The following is an 18114-nucleotide window of genomic DNA, read 5'->3' as shown; positions in this document are numbered from 1 at the left end:
ACGAGAACTACCACATCGCAAGTGCGCAGAAGTATCTCAACGGGGTGTACTTCATGGAACCGCATCCGCCCCTCGGCAAGCTCCTGATCGCACTGATATTAAGAAAAATGTCTTTCTCGTCTTTGGAATCAAATTGATATTCATGCTTTTCCTTCTGCTGATTCCCCTGATTAAACCCTGCCCCGCCAGACATCACATTAATGCCTGAGCCTGCAGCTTGCACAGGAATATCTAGCTTTTCTCTAGCCAGACCATAGTCTTTCATAAATGCTTCCATCGCTGTCTGAGCCCACTCTTCTGTTACCTTTGGGTTATTAGTAATAGAGTTTAAATCATTCACCTTTGATTCGAAATCTCTTATCTTATCTACCTTCGTTTTGGATGGGTCGATAGATTCCTGTGTAACAAATTGCTCCATTTCTTCAATCGAAAAATTAGCTAAATCTTTACTAGCAAAATACATCGCTTTATTAACCATACCTTGGAAATTATCATCAAACCCGCCGAAGTCCTGCCCGCCTAACAATAAATTAGATACAAAGTAATCGGTGAACTTATTGAGGCGAGTATCTGCGGTTAAGGAATCCAATTTATTGCCAACACTTAACTGCTTTTGAATAATTGCGTCTCCAATTTTACCTCTTATCTCTTGCTTAATCGTCTTCTTGACTGCTTGCTGAACATCCTTTATCTGTCTGGATGTAAGACCAAATTCTTTTAATAATTCTTCCTCGTTTTTCATAAGACCGTCTAAGTCTTTGTTCGGAAGCATCAAAAACTTTCTATAGTGGTCAGTATATTTTGTAATCAACTCGTCCCTAGGTGGCTTTGTCTCTTGAGGCTGTACCTGCTCTCGAATTTCGCTAATAGCTTTTGAGTCAGCAGACGCCTCTTCTACTTCCATGCGCCCTTCTCTAGCAATAGAAACTTGTCCTACCTTTGCTTCTTTTTGTTGTACTTCGTCAACATCAACTTCTTCAATTTCATCAACGACGTTTTCGTCTTCAACAGACTCTTCCACTTCTGCCCTAGCTTGTTGCTTGAGCTTGCTAATTGCCATCGTGTCATCATCATCAATTACCTCTTGTTGGTTTTGTCTATTTTTCCCACTATTGTCTTGATCTTGGTCTTCTTGGAAATACTTACCTCTCTCGTCGCTATTAAGCACTGGTTCTTTCTGCTCAGCTTCTTTTGTTTTATCTGCTCTATCTGGCGCAACTTTATTTCTTATTCCAGTTTTTTCTTCAAAAATCTGCTTTTCCAGTTTTTCTGCTTTATCTGCCTTGGCATTGTCGTCTTCGGTTTTAGTCATTTCTTTTCTCAAGGCTGCGGCTGCCTGACTTTGAGTAACAGCATCCGTCATATTCATCATTCTGGCTTGAGTGCTCAGAACAACCTCATCGTTCTTCATAGAATCTTTGCCAAAAAGTAACTTGAGCTCTCCCATAAGATCTACATTTTTACTTCCCTTATCACCACTAAATAAAATATCGCTTTCTGAACCAGCTACTTTATGAATAAAATCTTTCAGCAATTCTTGCTTAGCATCTTTCTCGTTACCTTTTAGAATATGTTGTAATGCCGAGGTGGTTTCTTTTGACTTGGCAGTATCCTTTGTTCCCTTTGACTGATCCGAGGCTTCCTCTTGGGCGCTTAATACAAGCTTCTGCAAAGTATCTGTGTTTACGTCTATCTTGCTATTGCTATTGATTGAAGAGCTATTAACGCTCTGACTATTAGATAATCCACCCTGCTCCATTATTTAAACTCCTCTATTGTCCTGATGTAACTTGAGTGTTGGCACGAAGAATATGCTCTCTATTTTCCTGTGATTCACTGCTATCATATATATTAGATAGTCTTCTTTGATGAGCGTCTATTCTGCGCTCGACGTTTTTCATCATAGAATTTAACTTTGTTATCTTCATATCTACTTCGTTAACGTCAATTGTTTCTGAGTTTTTATTGTCAGAAACAAAGACAGAAACTCTCGCAGGAGACTTTTTCCCTTTATTAAATTTTCCCCTCATACTCATGTTTTTCTACCCCCAATATCAAATACACACAATCATAGCTATCTACATAGTAATATCGCCAAAAATTGCATACTTTATTCATTCGAATATACTGATGCATGGAAATAACAACAATATTCGATTTTTCGTTACTTTTATGACGTCATTTTTTGTCATTATTTAAAAAGCTCCCAGCAGAACATCTTCGTACATGTTATAATCTTTTTTATGAAAAAAATAACCATTTATGCAGATGGCTCATGTAGTGGCAACCCAGGCCCAGGCGGTTGGGGCGCGTTGCTTATCTATGAAGGACACGTTAAAGAGCTTAGTGGCGGATCAGAACAAACAACTAATAATATTATGGAGCTTACAGGAGTGATTGAGGCACTAAAGTCACTCAAAGAACCATGCCAAGTAGAAATCTATTCTGATAGTAAATATGTTATCCAAGGAATCACAGAGTGGATTCATGACTGGAAAGTTAGAGGCTGGAGAAACGCAGCAAAAAAACCCGTTAAAAACAAAGAACTTTGGATGGAACTAGAAGCAGTTGTAAGTAAACACAAAACAAATTGGCATTGGGTCAAAGGTCATGCAGATAACCCTTATAACAATCGCTGTGACGAACTGGCGGTCAGTGAGACTGAACGCTACAAACAATATTTAGTTATCTGAAAAGTTTTTTCTTTAGTCATTCCCGCGGTGCCGAAGGCCTAGACTTGCGTTAGACGGGAAGCTATATTCATTATTAGTTGCACTAACTTGGCTTATTAAAAAGTAAACTTTTGGATTTCTTTTTTAATAAGAAATTAAAGAACTAACTCGCTCAAAAAAGGAGCCAACTTGTCTTTCTCAGAGAGAAAGGGCTCATCGATTGGCCAATTAATTGCTATTTGTGGATCATTCCAAGCAACTGAAAATTCATGAGCAGGCGAGTATACAGCAGAACACTTATATTCAAACTTTGCATAATCGCTAACTACACAAAACCCATGACCAAATCCTTTGGGAATAAATAACATCTTTTTATTGCTCTCTGATAAGCTAACACCGACCCATTCACCAAATGTCCGAGAATCTCTTCTTAAATCAACAGCGACATCAAAGACCTCTCCTTCTGCGACCCTAACTAATTTATCTTGGGCAAAAGGCTCTGCTTGCAAATGAATTCCTCGAAGAATACCTTTCTTAGAATAACTAAAATTATCTTGAACAAACTCAACTTCTATTCCATTTTTTAAAAAAACATCCTGGCGATATGTTTCAAGAAAATAGCCTCTCTCGTCACCAAAAACATGGGGTTCAATCTCTATTACGCCTGGAATTGAAGTATTAATAAATTTCATATGCTTTATTATACTATTAACGGGCATCTTTCGCACCTCAATCAGCAAATACGACTATTTAATACTTTATTTGAACTTTTGTAGACTAAAACTCACAATATATCCTTAAATCTTTTGTTAGAAAAAATAAACCATAGTATAATACTTTTAACTAAAGAGGATTATATATAACTTATGTTAACAAAAAAGAATAAAAAATTAGTATATATTAAAAAAGACGCTTCTTTTGATGGAATAATCGAAAGTTCCGATAATATTTATCTTGAGGGAAATATTTCTGGCGAAATCAAAACAGAAAAAGATGTTTACGTATTAAAGGGCGCAATTTTGAACTCAAACCTTACTGCGGAAAACATTCAAGTGTTTGGTGCAATTAAAGGAAACCTTACTGCAAAAAAAAGAATTATTATTAATGAAGCTGCTCGAGTTTATGGAAACATCAATTGCGAAAGTCTTCGGCTCCTGGAAGGAGCTTGTTATAGCGGCAAAATGGAAGTAACGGTATTTTCAAACAAATGAAATTTAATTTATTAAAAGAAAACCCTATTTTTGTTCTTTTACTCGGTCTTTGTCCAACCCTTGCTGTTACAACCTCTGTAATCAACGCTTTAGGAATGGGGTTGTCAACCCTGTTTGTCCTTCTTGGCTCAAACATCATTATCTCAATAATTAGAAAATCTATACCTAAAGAAATTAGAATACCTGTCTTCATAACTGTCATCGCGGCATTTGTTACAATTATCCAAATGTTGCTTGCTGGCTACGCGCCTGAAGTAAACAAATCGTTAGGAATTTACATACCTCTTATTGTTGTAAACTGTATTATTTTAGGCAGAGCAGAAGGGTTTGCGTCCAAAAATAATGTCGTTGCTTCTATTGGTGATGCAATTGAAAAAGGATTAGGTTTTATGCTTGGACTATTGATACTTGGTTCCTTAAGAGAAATTTTAGGAAATGGAACCCTCTTCAATTTTGCAGTTCTTCCCAAAAGTTATATGCCAATGATTATTATGGTTTTACCTCCTGGAGCCTTTCTTTCTCTTGGCTTGGTGCTTGCTGTTATTAATAAATATAAAGACAACTAAAGATGAAATACAATAAACTTTTTACAGAAAATTTAAAAACAGAAAAAGCGCCAGAGGCGGATATACTCTATATCCCAGCCTGCCAACATATTGGTGCTGCGGCCAAAATAATTGTCAAAAAAGATGATGAAGTAAAAGTTGGTCAACTTCTCGCAGAAGCTAATGGATACTGTTCGGCAAATATTCATTCAAGCGTTTCAGGTAAAGTTCTAGATGTAAAACCACATATTCATACTAATGGCTCCAAGGTTATGACTGTCGTAATTGAAAATAACAAAAAATATCAAGCAATCAAAACTGAACCAATTAAAAACTTCAAATCACTTACGAAAGAAACATTAATAAACAAAATCAAAGAATTTGGAATTGCTGGACTTGGCGGAGCAACCTTCCCAACCCATGTTAAACTAGAGACCACTAAACCAATACAAGAACTTATCATAAATGGTGCAGAATGTGAGCCATATCTTACTGCTGACCATCGACTAATGCTAGAAGACACAAAAATGTTCTATGTTGGACTAGAAATAGTTCAGCACATTTTGAATCCAGAAAAAATTTATATAGGCGTTGAGGACAATAAATTGGACTGTGTTAAATCCCTAAAAACATATGGTATTCATTTCAATAATTTAGAAATACGTCCACTTCCAACAAAATATCCTCAAGGAGCAGAAAAGATACTTGTGAAAAATATTACAGGCAAAAATGTTCACAAACTTCCAATAGATGTTGGCTCAGTTGTTTTAAATGTTGGGACTATAACTCAAATTGGAAAATCCTTCACAACTGGCATGCCCCTAATTGACAGAATTGTTACTCTCAGTGGCGAACTATTAGAAAAAAAACATAACTATAGGGTCAGAATAGGCACCCCCTTTAAGACTTTATTGCCCGACCTCTCTTATTTAGGAAATCAGGAATATAAAATAATCGCGGGTGGACCGATGATGGGAACAGCGCAATATGACATTAATGTACCTGTATTAAAAGGAACATCTGGTATACTAGTAATTCCCAATAACTCCAAACCTGAAGGCGACTGCATAAGATGTGGAACTTGTATTGATAATTGTCCTGTTGGACTTTTACCAATAGTTGCCGCAAAGAAGGGATTGCAAGCAATAGACTGTATGGAGTGTGGACTTTGCTCTTATAATTGTCCTGCAAATGTAAACTTAGTTCAAAGAATAAGACTACAAAAAAATAAAATAAAAAAAATAGCCTGCGAGTGTAAAAAATGAATATAGTAGTAACAGCTTCACCACATATCAGAGATTGTCAAACAACTAACAAAGTAATGCTTAATGTAATTTTAGCCTTGATTCCAGCCTCCTTTGTTGGTGTTTTTCTTTTTGGAATACAAGCACTTAACATCATCGTTTCGTCTATGGCCTTTGCCATAATCATTGAATATGCAATCAATAGAATCAAAAAAGAAAAAACAACTATTTATGATGGTTCCGCAGCTCTTACTGGATTATTATTAGCATTAACGCTTCCTCCCTCTATGCCAATCTGGATGGTTTTTATTGGAAACTTAGTAGCTATTGGCATTGCTAAACATACCTTCGGAGGATTAGGGCATAACATTTTTAATCCAGCTGCCGTAGGAAGGGCCTTCCTTTTTGTTGCGTATCCTGTTGCGATGACAACTTGGATGTCCCCCTCTTCTTGGTTCGGCTCCAGTGCAATAACAACAGCGACAGCACTGGCTAAAGAAGCTCCATTTTTAGTGTCAACATCTCAACTATTCATGGGCAGTATCCCCGGTTGTATTGGCGAAACATCTGCTTTTGCTCTTCTATTAGGTGCAGGATGGTTATTCTATAAAAAAATATTAGATTGGAAAATCCCTGTCAGTTTCTTTGGAACCATTTTTATTTTCTCACTTATCACTCAAACCAATCCTTTTTTCCATTTATTTGCTGGTGGGGTTATGCTCGGTGGACTTTTTATGTTAACAGACTACGTAACTTCTCCTGCTACAAAGCATGGAAGAATATTGTTTGGAATTATTGCTGGCATTCTTGTAATGAGTCTTAGATTATTTAGCAACCTGCCAGAAGGAATGAACTTTAGTATCCTCTTGGTAAACATTATGGTTCCAGTGCTAGACAAAATAGGGATTTTCATCCACTTGAAACTTTATAACAAAAAATTTGGAATAAAATCATAATGAAAAAAGCTGTTCTCTTAGCACTATATATGACGGTTATAACACTAATCTGTGGTAGCATACTTTTTTACATGAATGACCTTACCACACCTCTAATTCTTAGCCAAATTGAAAAAGAACAAAAATCTGCGCTTACTAAAGTAATGCCAAAAGCAACAGAATTCACACTCCAAGCAGACAATCTTTACCAAGGATTAAATAAAGACAAACAACTTTGTGGCTATGTTTTTAAAGTTACACCTATTGGTTATGGCGGAGAAATTAGCATGCTTGTTGGCATTTCTAACGGTATTGTAACTGGGATTTCCATTCTGAGCTTATCCGAAACTCCTGGACTTGGAGCAAAAGCTAACGAAGCATCTTTTCAACAACAATTCATAGCTAAATCTATAGAAGATGCCTTTGTTGCTAAAAAAGATGTACAAGCAATAACTGGTTCAACTGTAACAAGCCAAGCAGTTGCTGACGGAATAAAAACAGCAATTACTAATTATAAAAAAATTACTGAAACTAAGGAGTAATTTAATGATAGAAACATCTCTAAAAATAACTGTGGCAGGAATAAGAGGGGAAACTAACCTTTCGCTTCTTCCAGCAACTGCATTGAAGTTTGCTGAAATTTTTGGCACTATCATGAAGAAAGGCACAATTGTCCTTGGAACAGACACAAGGCTGAGCACTCTTCCTTTTAAGTCAGCAGTAATAGCAGGACTATCCGCCACTGGGTGTAATATTATTGATATTGGGATTGTTTCCACTCCTACGACCCAAATCATGGTAAAAAAGTTAAAAGCCCAAGGTGGCATCATGATTACCGCTTCACATAACCCCATACAATGGAATGGACTTAAGTTTATTTGCGATAAGGGCATCTTTTTTGATGAAGAACAAATGCAAGAAATATTTGATTTATATGATAGCTATAACGATGACCTGAAAAAATCTAATACTAATGAAGAATTTGTGAACAAAAAAACAATTAACTATGTTGACGTAAAATCACTTGGCAATATAACCTCTTATGCTTCTGCTGCAGAAGAACATATAGATCACCTTCTTAAAAGTGTTAATGTGGAATTAATTAAAAAATCTGGATTAAAAGTTGTAATCGATAGTTGCAACGGCTCAGGTGCGATCTTAAACCCGATATTATTTAAAAAACTAGGGATTAAGTTCATTAACATAAACAGCGCTCCTGATGGCAACTTTACCCGAGGACCAGAGCCCTTACCAGAAAACATAACCCTATTAAGAGAAAAAGTTTTAGAAGAAAAAGCAGATATAGGTTTTGCCCAAGATGCAGACGCTGATAGGCTAGCAATTGTAAACGAAAAAGGTCAAGCAATTGGGGAAGATTACACCCTTGTTCTTGTGATGAAATATCTATTACAAAGACACCCTAACCCAGCAGGAAAAATTGTTGCTACAAACCTTTCTACATCCAAGGCCTTTGATGATGTCGCAGAATTATACAAAACCAAGGTTGTTAGAACAAAGATTGGTGAAGTTAATGTTTCCAAAGTTCTCTTACAAAAAGGTGCAATTATTGGAGGGGAAGGTAACGGAGGAGTGATCATTCCTGAAATTGGTCTTGGCAGAGACTCCTTTGCGGGAATTGCTTTTATGCTCGAATACCTTGCAACCACAAAAATGAAAGTTTCTGAGATCGTTAACACTGTTCCTCGTTATGAAGTTGTCAAAACTAGCAAGAGACTTTCCTCCCAAGAAGAAGTTGCTTATATTTTAGAAAAAGTTAAAAAAACATTTGCAGGCGAAACCATGGACATACAGGATGGCGTTAAAGTAATTTTTGAAAACTCATGGTTGCATGTAAGAGCTTCCAATACTGAACCTATTATCCGTTATTTTGCTGAAGCAAAAACAAAAGATATTGCACAATCTCTTATCAATAAAGTTTTTTAGGGTAAAATTAATAATATGAACAAAAAACAATTAAGAGAAAAAATTCTATTACAAAGAAGAGCACTTACTGCTCCAGAAATTGAACTTCGTTCAAACAAAATTATTAAAAATTTAATGGAATATATTGAAAGCATTAACTATAACACCATCGCTTTCTATTATCCTATTTATAATGAAGCTGACATCCGCCCTTTGTATGATTTTTGCTGGAATAACAATAAAAATGTTTTGCTTCCCTACGCATACAAAAATGGAAATATGGAATTTAAATTATTTGAGAAAAAATCTTTTCTTAAAAAAGATGATTATGGGATACCTTCACCAAAAACTGAGAGTATCTTCCCCGCCGACCTTATAGACATAATCGTTGTCCCTTGTGTCGCTTGTGATAAAAATAATAATCGGATGGGTTATGGCGCTGGTTTTTATGATAGGTTTTTAGGTAAAACCTCAGCTATCACTATTGGAATTTGTTTCGATTTTCAGCTACTGTATCAAATTCCAACTACTAATAATGACAAAAAATTAGCAGCAATTATCACTGATTAATTTTATTGCCAAGATGGAGCTATTGCATTATGATTAAATTTTTACTATACTACCAAAGGCACATAGGTGTCATACAGAAGGAGATTGTCCTTGACTATTATAATAAATGACCAGCTCTGCATTGGTTGCGGGGTTTGCGCTGCAATGGATGAAGAAATTTTTGTAATGGATGAAGAAAGCGGTTTAGCAAAAGTACGTTCTCAAAACATTAAGAATAAAGAGCTACTCGAAGAAATAATAGATACCTGTCCAGTAAATGCTATTTCAATAATAGAATAATATTTACTTTGTAGCACTATTTATTTAACATTGAATAAGGGAGATTAAAGACAACAATGGAATTCAGTACAGAATTAAATACAGACGAACCTTTCAGCTCAGGATTAGTAACACCAGAAGATATTCTACAAGTTATTGCTAACCCAGAAAATAATCTTGACCAACTTGAATCATTTATTGATGAACATCAAATTGATATTGTTGATCAAGAACCAGAAAACCAAGGGTTAGACGGCGAAGAAGCTGCTCTCCTAAAAGCTGAAATTGAACAAAGAGAAGCTGAAAAGGTTAAAACATCTGACGTAGTTAAGATGTATTTAAAAGAAATTGGAAAAGTTGACTTGCTTTGCCTTAAAGATGAACAAAGTATTGCAAAAAGAGTCGCAGAAGGTGATCCGATTGCGAAAAAGGAACTAATCGATGCTAATTTAAGATTAGTTGTGAGTATTGCCAAAAAATACATCGGCAGAGGCATGGCTTTCCTTGACCTGATACAAGAAGGAAATATTGGACTAATCAGAGCTACCGAGAAATTTGATTATACCAAGGGTTATAAATTTTCTACATATGCTACTTGGTGGATTAGACAAGCTATCACAAGAGCCATTTCTGACCAATCAAGAACAATTAGAATACCGGTGCATTTAGGTGAAACAATGAGCAAGCTCAGAAAAGCTTCAAGACACTTAATGCAAGAATTAGGGAGAAAACCAACTGAAGAAGAAGTAGCAGAATATATGGAGATGCCTATCGAAAAAGTTAGAGACATTTTCCGTTCTTCTTTAACTCCAATCTCACTAGAAACACCTATTGGTGACGAAAGTGACAGCTCAAAACTTGGAGACTTTGTCAAAGATGACAAAACAGAATCTCCTGAAGCTAGTCTTTATCGAACACTTCTGAGAAAAGATTTAGATGAAATAATGCAAGAACTTTCTGAAAGAGAAAGAATGGTTATTAAATTAAGATTTGGACTTGTGGATGACAGACCAAGAACACTAGAAGAAGTTGGAAAAGTATATGATGTAACAAGAGAAAGGATTCGACAAATAGAGGCCAAGGCTATTAAAAAGCTACGACACCCTTCGCGTCTTAAAAGACTTAAAGGTTATCTTAAAGAGGAAGTCTAGCCTTGAAGATACAAATAGGTCTTACACACCAAGAACGCAATCTTTTCAATAAAGAACTTAATCAACACATTGGTTTCATAGAAAATAGTTTAATCGAATTAGAGCAAGGTTACCAAAAGGAACTTATAGAACAGCTATTTCGTAGTTTCCATACAATCAAGGGCAATGCTGGCATGATTGGTTATACAAGCATGCAAGAAGTGTCGGCAGAAACAGAACATGTCTTACAGCATTTCAGACAAAATGACATTACTCTAACCGAAGAATCGAACGAAGCGCTCTTTACTGCTGTAGATTACATCAAAAATCTTACTAAAAACCTCTCCAAATCATCATTTGATGTTAGTGACTCTATGCACAATGAAGTCCTTGAAATAATTAGAAAATCATTACCTTCACAAGAAACAAATGCTTCATTAAAAACAAATGAGCTCACACAAAAAGAAGAATCTCCAGCTAACTTGAATGCTACAGTTGATGGTATTTCTTTAGAAATATATCTTAATAAAGAAGCAGAAATGCCGGCGGTAACTTTTTATCAAGTTATTCATTTAATTGAAGAAAATAAAATCCAATTTGAATCAAATCCAACTACAAATGATATAAAAAATGGCAAGTCGGCAGAAATTCTACACATAAAATTATTAAAAACGCTAACTAACGAAGAAATCAATACACTATTAAGAGAAATAGCTATAATTGATGACATCCAGTTTGTTAAAAAAATATTCAACGTCAAAAAAAGGGAAAAAAATAAAGGAAACTTAGAAGTAAGGGAAATAAAAAACACCAAAGAAGAACTAAGTGAAGTGCAGATTGACATAAGTCAACTTGATGACCTAATTAATCAATTAGGAGAAATCATAATCAATAGGAATCAAATCGCAGATGCACTCACCGCGCTTGAAGAAAAATATCCACTGGATAATGACTTCGTTAAACTATCTGAAACAACAAGCAAACTTTGGAAATCTTCGTATCGTCTACAATCTCTACTACTCAACATCAGGTCAATCCCCTTACATAGTGTTCTAGATAAATATCATAGATTATCTAGAGAAATAGCAAAAAAAATTAATAAAAAAATTAGGCTAGAAATAACAGGTCAAGAACTTAAACTAGACAGAATTATCCTGAACTATCTTAATGATATTCTAATCCACCTAGTCCGTAACTCTATTGACCATGGAATAGAATTACCTGAAGACAGAAAAAACATAGGAAAAGACTCTACGGGTACAATCAAAATAATAGCAGAACACAAAAACAATAAAGCTATCTTCCTCTTATCTGATGACGGCAAGGGCCTTGATGCAGACGTAATAGTAAAAAAAATAATAGACAAAAAAATACTCTCTAAAGAAGAAACACTGGAGCTTACAAAAGAACAGATTTTTGATTATATTTTTCATCCTGGTTTTTCAACAAAAGAAAATGTATCGGACATTTCCGGCCGTGGTGTTGGAATGGATGTTGTAAAAAACACTATCCAAAAACTCGGTGGAGGAATAACTCTATCAAGCGAAAAGAACAAAGGAACAACCTTCAAAATAACACTTCCCTTAACAATGGCTATTATTAAAGGGCTGATAACGGAAATAGACAAAAAAATATTCATTATTCCAATAACTTATATTGAAGAAATTATTGATATAGCCGACTACGAAACAAAACCCATTCACAATCATCCTCACATTATTTTTAGAGAAGAAGTTATTCCTGTTTTCCATCTTAAAGAATTATTCTTTAAGAAAAAAACAACTATCACTAACCATACAAAGGGAGTTGTTTTGTCTTTCTCAGATAAAAGCATTATACTAATAGTTGATAAAATTATTGATGAACAAGAAATTGTTATCAAAAATATAGATTTTGTTGATCAACTTTATTACCTTATTCACTCGGCAACAATTTTAGGAACAGGAGATATAGGATTAATTTTAGATATTTCATCATTGTTTGATGAGATAAAAAGAAAGTATAATCTACATTAAAGATGAAAATATTAATTTGTGATGATTCTAACTATGTAAGAAACAAACTATCTTCTTTTTTGAAAGATTACGGCTTTATAATATTTGAAGCGGAGAACGGACAAATGGCTATTGAAAAGTGCACTAAACACGAGCCTGACATCGTTATAATGGACATTATTATGCCAATTATGGATGGCATAACTGCTATGAAAGAAATCAAGAAAACAATGAAAATTCCTGTGGTTGTTCTCTCCAACATTGGACAACAAACGCAAATAATCGAAGCGCTACAACAAGGAGCGGACGAATATATTGTAAAACCTTTTGACCCAGGCAAGCTTCTGGCTGTGATAGAAAAATACCAAGCCCAAAAAGTTTCTAATGATTAATTTTGAAATCTTTATGCTGATGATAATAATCTCCAGCATTATTTTGTTAGTTATTCCAACTTTTTTAGCGTTGCTCCTTAATAAAAAAACCCCTCTTTCTCCAAAATATCTGTCGCTGGGGATGTTGCTTTCTGTTATCACAATACTAAAGCTTCCTTTCCTTGCTTTTGCTTCCAATCAACCACTGATTGTCGCCACAATAATAAGTTCATTTTTCTACATATTGGCTGAATCCTTAGTTAGAGTTTATTTGCATCGCAGACACTCTCATCAAACCATCAACAACATTCTGAGCATTGCACTTGGCTATGTATCCCTGAAATTTGTTGCTATTTTTCTTTTTCAGCTCTATAACTTTATCCAACTAAGCGTTTCTTCTAGTAAATACCCAGAACTATTCGTTGAAAGCATGCAGAATGTTGATACAAATATTTTATATATCGGACAAGTGTTTCATTCTGCATATATTTTTCTTTATTGCCTACTCTTGTTGTTATTTATTGTCATAGAGTGCAAGCAAGTCAAACACTTTATAAAGATTGAAATACTCTTCTTCACCATTAATTTTTTAATTATTTGTCTAATGACAACGATGAATATTCTTTCAACTTATCCTGCTTACTTTAATATCTATTTTTATTTTAATATTTTCCTGTTAACACTATTTATTACTGCTCTTGTTCTAATCTACCAGTTTACGACAAATGTTAACTCCAAAAGAACTTGAAGTAATAAGTAAAACCCTTTCTAAAGGAGGAATAATAGGATTACCAACTGACACGGTATATGGTCTAGCTTGTGATGCTTACAACCTTGATGCTATAAAAAAAATTACAGATTTTAAAGAAAGAGATGACTCCAAACATTACGTGTTACAGATAGCTAAGCTTGAGCAACTAAAGGATATTGTTGCACCGCTTTCAGAATATCAAATGAATATTCTAAATAAATTTTGGCCTGGGGAAATAACGTTCATTTTCCAAAAATCAGCTACTGTTTCTTTGCCATACCTTCATGATACCGTAGGAGTTAGGATACCGAATCATGCAAGCACACAAGCTATCCTTAGTTACTATAAAAATCCGCTTGTGGTAACTAGCCTCAATAAGTCAGGGAAAGTCGCAGCTACTTGCTATAAAGAAATTGATAACAATCTTCTCAAGAAGCTAGATTACCTTGTAGTTGAACACAACAAAGGATCGCAAGTTGCCTCAACAATTGTGGACCTTACTAAAAGCAAACCAACAATTATCAGACAAGGCAAAGTAGTCTTTGCTTGAAACACGCTTGTTCTCTATGTTAATCCTGCTATAATAAATCACATAAAATTTAAATGGTGGAAAATGAAAATATTAATTGTTGATGATAATAAAGATATTCTTCTATTGGTAAAAACAATACTTGAATTGTCTAATTTTGATGCTACCACCGTTGATAACGGTAAAGACGCATTGGCTCTTTGCAAAAAAAATCAATACTCCCTAATTTTCTTAGACCTAATGATGGATGGTATGGATGGTTACACTGTTGTTAAAGAACTTCGAAAAAATACAGACTACCAACAAACTCCAGTCATAGCACTTACAGCAAAAGCATACCATAAAGACAAAGAAACCGTTCTTGCAAACGGCTTCACTGATCATTTATCTAAACCCTTCCGTACGGAAGACATTTTAAATGCTACAAAAAAATATTCTAATTAAAACTCTTTAAAGCTTCTTCTTCGTTATTAAAAATATCTATTTTCTTAGAAATTTTTGTTATATCAAGAACTCTTTTAACGTCAATATTTGGATTTAATATCCTTAATTGTCCGTCTTTTTCAACAACTTGTTTATAACTGTCAAAAATTGCTCCTAGCCCCGAGGAGTCAACATAACTTACATTTTTTAGCTGTAAAATTAATTTGTTTTTACCCTTACTTAACTCTTCTTCTACCGCTTCGATAAGTAAATAATTATTATCTACATCTAGTTCAACATCACCACTAACCGTATTCCCGGATTTATTTGCACCAAGACTTAATATAACAATATTATTTTTAACTTCTTTTTGAATTTCTAACACTTAATATCCCTCCTAACAATCTTATAAACTTAATACTTAGCTTTAATTATATAGCATATGCATCACAAAAACAATTAAACTACACCCTTTTTATTATCATCACAGTGAAATCATCATGTGCTGGCAAGCCTTCTGAATAAACAAAAACTTCTTCATAAATTTTCTGAACTAGATCTCCAGCAGAAAGATGTTTGTTCTTTAGCAGAAATTTCTTAAATCTTTCTTCCCCATAATCTTGATGATAGATGTTTCTTGCTTCTGTTACACCATCCGTAAAAACACAGGCAATATCGCCCTCCTTCATATGAATAATCTCTTGCTCATACTCAGAATCCTTAAATGCTCCTAAAGGCAATCCCCCTTCATCAAGTACGCGAAATTCATCAGTTTGATAATCCAAAAATAACGGGTTTTCATGTCCGGCATTCGCATAACAAAAAGTCTTTTTTTCGTCATCCAATATACCATAAACTGATGGAATGTAGTTTTTGACACTCTTATTCAAATATAGATTTAGGCTTATCTTAGAAAACATATCCTTGGGGTCTTTGTCATCAACAACAGATGTTTGCATGACGCCCTTAAAGAAAGCCATGATAAGAGCTGCTGGTATGCCTTTTCCCACAATATCTGTCATCGTTATCCCTAGCCTATTCTCATCTAACTGAAAAAAATCGTAATAATCGCCACCAATCGCCCTAGCAGGAACAGAAGTTGCAGCAATATCAAAATTCTTTAAATGAGGTTCTATTTTGGCCTGCATACTTTTTTGAATATTATGAGCTACCTGTAAATCTTTTTTCACCATTTGTTCTTGTAAGGTTTGTTCATGCAATTTATTGTTTTCAATTGAAGAGGAGGCTAATGAAGCAATTGTTTCTAAAATAGAAATATCATTATTTGTAAATTTTTCTTTTTTAAACTCTGTTCGTATTAAAATCAAAGCACCTACAGTTTTCCCTCTTTCAACTAAAGGAATGACTAGTAGCTCAGGCAAAATAAGATCAATTAATTCATGGCTACTAGTTTTGGATACCTTTAAAGAATCAAACTTCATTATTTTTGGTTCTTTCTTCAAAATATCCAATAAACACCCTTTGCCTTCTATATAAATCCGTTCAACACTATAAGGAAAATCCATCACAAACTCGCTAGAACTATTTACTGGTTCAATCTCCATACTATTCCAGCTAGCCTTAATCTTAAATTCCTCTGTTTTTTCTTCTTTTATTAAAACACAGCCCAATCTAGCTTTCGCATGTTTCAAAACAATGTCACCTAAAATTGAAAGCATATCGTCAAGATTAATAATAGAATACATCATCTCTCGCGCCTCATTTATTGCTTCCAGCTTTTTATTTAAAAGAATTTTATATTTATTTGCTATAACAAAAAATCGTTCTTGAAACATCCATCCTGCGAAATCGTATGTTTGAGTCTGCCAAGGAAGCTCCTCGTCTTGATAGACAATCATCGCTCCATGCAATTGCTCATCCAGAACCATTGGATACACTTTAATCTTATCAAGCATAAAGCCAAGGTTGTCTTTTTCTTCTCTTTCTTCAATATAAATCTGGATATTTCTGCTTGTAAAACTATAACCTGTTGCGTTTTCTATACGCTCAACAATCTTGTCTTTAGCCATATTAAGCAACTCCGCTGGGTATTCACTTATACCATACAAAACAGCTCGATTGAACTCATTTATTGTCAAAAAAGCCGTCAGTGGAGTAATCATCATTCTATCGTTTAGAAACTTTAAAATAACGCTAGCTAAGTCCTCTTCTGACTTAGATTGCTCAACCTGATTTTTTAAATGATGAATATCTTCTAATAAATTGCCTATCATTACACAAAACTCCTCATATCTATTCTATAGTAAACTTTAACTCACAGGAATAGTTATCTTCAATACTAACACCATCCTATATACTCCTTTATCTTTATACCTAAACCATCTATAATATTACCCTATTAAAAAAAAATTAAACACAGGAGAATTATAATGAGAAAAAGACATGAATGTGTATTTACCTCAGAAAGCGTTTCTGAAGGACATCCAGACAAGATGGCAGACCAAATAAGTGATGCAATATTAGATGCTTGCTTAGCGCAAGACCCTGAGTCTAGAGTTGCCTGTGAAACTATGATTAAAACAGGAATAGTCATTATTTCAGGAGAAATCACAACCAGGGCTGTTATTAATTATGAAGAACTAGTCAGAAGAACTGTGAAGGAAATTGGATATGCTGATTCTAGTGACGGCTTTGATTATAAAACCTGTGCGGTAATGAATGCGATTGGTCAGCAATCTCCTGATATCTCTCAAGGAGTAACAGAAGGAGCGGGGCTATACAGAGAACAGGGTGCTGGCGACCAAGGAATCATGTTTGGCTATGCAAGCAACGAAACACCAGAACTTATGCCTCTACCAATTATGCTCTCTCACAAGTTGTTAATCAAATTAACTGAGCTTAGAAAAACAAAAGTATTGCCATATTTAAAGCCAGACAGTAAATCACAGGTTTCTGTCCATTATGATGAAAATGGTCCAAAAGGCATTGACGCTATTGTTGTTTCCACGCAACACAGTGAAGATGTGACTCTTGAACAATTAAGAAAAGACATCATTGAAAAGGTCATTAAAACAACCATTCCAAAAGAATTGTTAAAAGACATTAAAGATGAGAATATTTTCATTAATCCTACTGGCAGATTTGTTATTGGCGGACCGATGGGTGACTGTGGATTAACGGGAAGAAAGATTATCGTCGATACATATGGCGGAATGAGCCGTCATGGTGGTGGAGCTTTTAGTGGCAAGGATCCTTCAAAAGTAGATAGATCCGCAGCTTACGTAGCAAGGTATATTGCTAAAAATTTAGTAGCAGCTGGACTTGCCGATAAATGTGAAATCCAACTTGCCTACGCAATTGGTAAAGCCGAGCCAGTTTCTATTTTTGTTGAAACATTCGGAACAGGAAAAATGTCAGAAGAAAAAATAACAGATCTAATTTATAAGCATTTCCCGTTAAAACCTAAAGATATTATTGATACCTTTAAACTAAAGAGACCAATATATGAAGCAACCGCAAAATATGGTCACTTCGGAAGAGACATCTTTCCATGGGAAAAACTAGATAAAGTAGATCTGCTTAAAAAAAGCTAAAGAG

At 34.7% G+C, this 18114-nt stretch carries 21 protein-coding genes; 16 read left to right on the top strand and 5 right to left on the bottom strand.

Annotation, left to right across the window (positions count from 1 at the left end):
- Positions 1–7 precede the first annotated feature (7 nt).
- Positions 8–1759, bottom strand: a complete 1752-nt coding sequence (locus PHF25_01910; protein MDD4526775.1) for a hypothetical protein — start codon at positions 1757–1759, stop codon at positions 8–10.
- A gap of 13 nt (positions 1760–1772) precedes the next feature.
- Positions 1773–2036 carry a hypothetical protein gene (locus PHF25_01905; protein MDD4526774.1) on the bottom strand — a complete coding sequence of 88 codons (264 nt, stop codon included), beginning with the start codon at positions 2034–2036 and terminating at the stop codon, positions 1773–1775.
- Between the two features lie 207 nt (positions 2037–2243).
- Between PHF25_01905 and rnhA the strand changes: the two genes are divergently transcribed.
- Complete coding sequence (rnhA, locus tag PHF25_01900) at positions 2244–2693, top strand: ribonuclease HI (GenBank protein MDD4526773.1); 450 nt, start codon at positions 2244–2246, stop codon at positions 2691–2693.
- Between the two features lie 134 nt (positions 2694–2827).
- Here the strand turns inward: rnhA and rfbC are convergent, their stop codons facing one another.
- Complete coding sequence (gene rfbC, locus PHF25_01895) at positions 2828–3364, bottom strand: dTDP-4-dehydrorhamnose 3,5-epimerase (GenBank protein ID MDD4526772.1); 537 nt, start codon at positions 3362–3364, stop codon at positions 2828–2830.
- Between the two features lie 174 nt (positions 3365–3538).
- Between rfbC and PHF25_01890 the strand changes: the two genes are divergently transcribed.
- The 14 genes from PHF25_01890 to PHF25_01825 all read left to right on the top strand — a co-directional run bounded on the left by PHF25_01890 (position 3539) and on the right by PHF25_01825 (position 14577).
- Positions 3539–3883, top strand: a complete 345-nt coding sequence (locus PHF25_01890; GenBank protein ID MDD4526771.1) for a polymer-forming cytoskeletal protein — start codon at positions 3539–3541, stop codon at positions 3881–3883.
- Complete coding sequence (locus tag PHF25_01885) at positions 3880–4449, top strand: RnfABCDGE type electron transport complex subunit E (protein MDD4526770.1); 570 nt, start codon at positions 3880–3882, stop codon at positions 4447–4449. The genes PHF25_01890 and PHF25_01885 overlap by 4 nt, the downstream gene beginning before the upstream one ends.
- A 2-nt stretch (positions 4450–4451) precedes the next feature.
- Positions 4452–5693 carry an electron transport complex subunit RsxC gene (gene rsxC / locus PHF25_01880; GenBank protein MDD4526769.1) on the top strand — a complete coding sequence of 414 codons (1242 nt, stop codon included), beginning with the start codon at positions 4452–4454 and terminating at the stop codon, positions 5691–5693.
- A complete protein-coding gene (locus tag PHF25_01875) occupies positions 5690–6628 on the top strand; it encodes an RnfABCDGE type electron transport complex subunit D (GenBank protein MDD4526768.1) in 939 nt (312 codons plus the stop codon). The genes rsxC and PHF25_01875 overlap by 4 nt, the downstream gene beginning before the upstream one ends.
- A complete protein-coding gene (locus PHF25_01870) occupies positions 6628–7149 on the top strand; it encodes an RnfABCDGE type electron transport complex subunit G (protein ID MDD4526767.1) in 522 nt (173 codons plus the stop codon). Before PHF25_01875 ends, PHF25_01870 begins: the two co-directional genes overlap by 1 nt.
- A gap of 4 nt (positions 7150–7153) precedes the next feature.
- Entirely contained in the window at positions 7154–8551 is a 1398-nt protein-coding gene (gene glmM / locus PHF25_01865; protein MDD4526766.1) for a phosphoglucosamine mutase, read from the top strand.
- A gap of 15 nt (positions 8552–8566) precedes the next feature.
- Positions 8567–9100: a 5-formyltetrahydrofolate cyclo-ligase gene (locus tag PHF25_01860; protein MDD4526765.1), complete on the top strand. Its 534-nt coding sequence runs from the start codon at positions 8567–8569 to the stop codon at positions 9098–9100.
- Between the two features lie 90 nt (positions 9101–9190).
- The gene (locus PHF25_01855; protein ID MDD4526764.1) at positions 9191–9379 is read left to right on the top strand and encodes a ferredoxin; all 189 of its coding nucleotides are present in this window, start codon (positions 9191–9193) and stop codon (positions 9377–9379) included.
- A gap of 56 nt (positions 9380–9435) precedes the next feature.
- The gene (rpoD, locus tag PHF25_01850; protein ID MDD4526763.1) at positions 9436–10509 is read left to right on the top strand and encodes an RNA polymerase sigma factor RpoD; all 1074 of its coding nucleotides are present in this window, start codon (positions 9436–9438) and stop codon (positions 10507–10509) included.
- A gap of 2 nt (positions 10510–10511) precedes the next feature.
- Positions 10512–12503, top strand: coding sequence for a chemotaxis protein CheA (locus tag PHF25_01845; GenBank protein ID MDD4526762.1), 1992 nt, complete (start codon positions 10512–10514; stop codon positions 12501–12503).
- A 2-nt stretch (positions 12504–12505) separates the two neighbouring features.
- Complete coding sequence (locus tag PHF25_01840; protein MDD4526761.1) at positions 12506–12874, top strand: response regulator; 369 nt, start codon at positions 12506–12508, stop codon at positions 12872–12874.
- Positions 12867–13601, top strand: coding sequence for a hypothetical protein (locus tag PHF25_01835; GenBank protein MDD4526760.1), 735 nt, complete (start codon positions 12867–12869; stop codon positions 13599–13601). Before PHF25_01840 ends, PHF25_01835 begins: the two co-directional genes overlap by 8 nt.
- Positions 13579–14154, top strand: coding sequence for an L-threonylcarbamoyladenylate synthase (locus PHF25_01830; GenBank protein ID MDD4526759.1), 576 nt, complete (start codon positions 13579–13581; stop codon positions 14152–14154). Before PHF25_01835 ends, PHF25_01830 begins: the two co-directional genes overlap by 23 nt.
- A 63-nt stretch (positions 14155–14217) precedes the next feature.
- Positions 14218–14577 carry a response regulator gene (locus PHF25_01825; protein ID MDD4526758.1) on the top strand — a complete coding sequence of 120 codons (360 nt, stop codon included), beginning with the start codon at positions 14218–14220 and terminating at the stop codon, positions 14575–14577.
- Here the strand turns inward: PHF25_01825 and PHF25_01820 are convergent.
- Together PHF25_01820 and PHF25_01815 are read right to left on the bottom strand one after the other, a co-directional pair.
- Positions 14570–14941 (bottom strand): STAS domain-containing protein, encoded by a 372-nt coding sequence (locus tag PHF25_01820; protein MDD4526757.1) that lies wholly within the window; start codon positions 14939–14941, stop codon positions 14570–14572. The two genes, PHF25_01825 and PHF25_01820, sit on opposite strands and share 8 nt — an antisense overlap.
- Before the next feature lie 79 nt (positions 14942–15020).
- Positions 15021–16790 carry a PP2C family protein-serine/threonine phosphatase gene (locus PHF25_01815; protein MDD4526756.1) on the bottom strand — a complete coding sequence of 590 codons (1770 nt, stop codon included), beginning with the start codon at positions 16788–16790 and terminating at the stop codon, positions 15021–15023.
- A 156-nt stretch (positions 16791–16946) separates the two neighbouring features.
- Here PHF25_01815 and metK point away from each other — a divergent pair, with 156 nt between their 5' ends.
- Positions 16947–18110, top strand: a complete 1164-nt coding sequence (gene metK, locus PHF25_01810; protein ID MDD4526755.1) for a methionine adenosyltransferase — start codon at positions 16947–16949, stop codon at positions 18108–18110.
- Positions 18111–18114 lie beyond the last annotated feature (4 nt).

The organism is Candidatus Margulisiibacteriota bacterium, assembly GCA_028706105.1.
Lineage (GTDB): Bacteria > Margulisbacteria > Riflemargulisbacteria > GWF2-35-9 > DYQY01 > DYQY01.
Note: the sequence above shows the minus strand (reverse complement) of the source record. Positions and strands in the feature narration are given on the sequence as shown.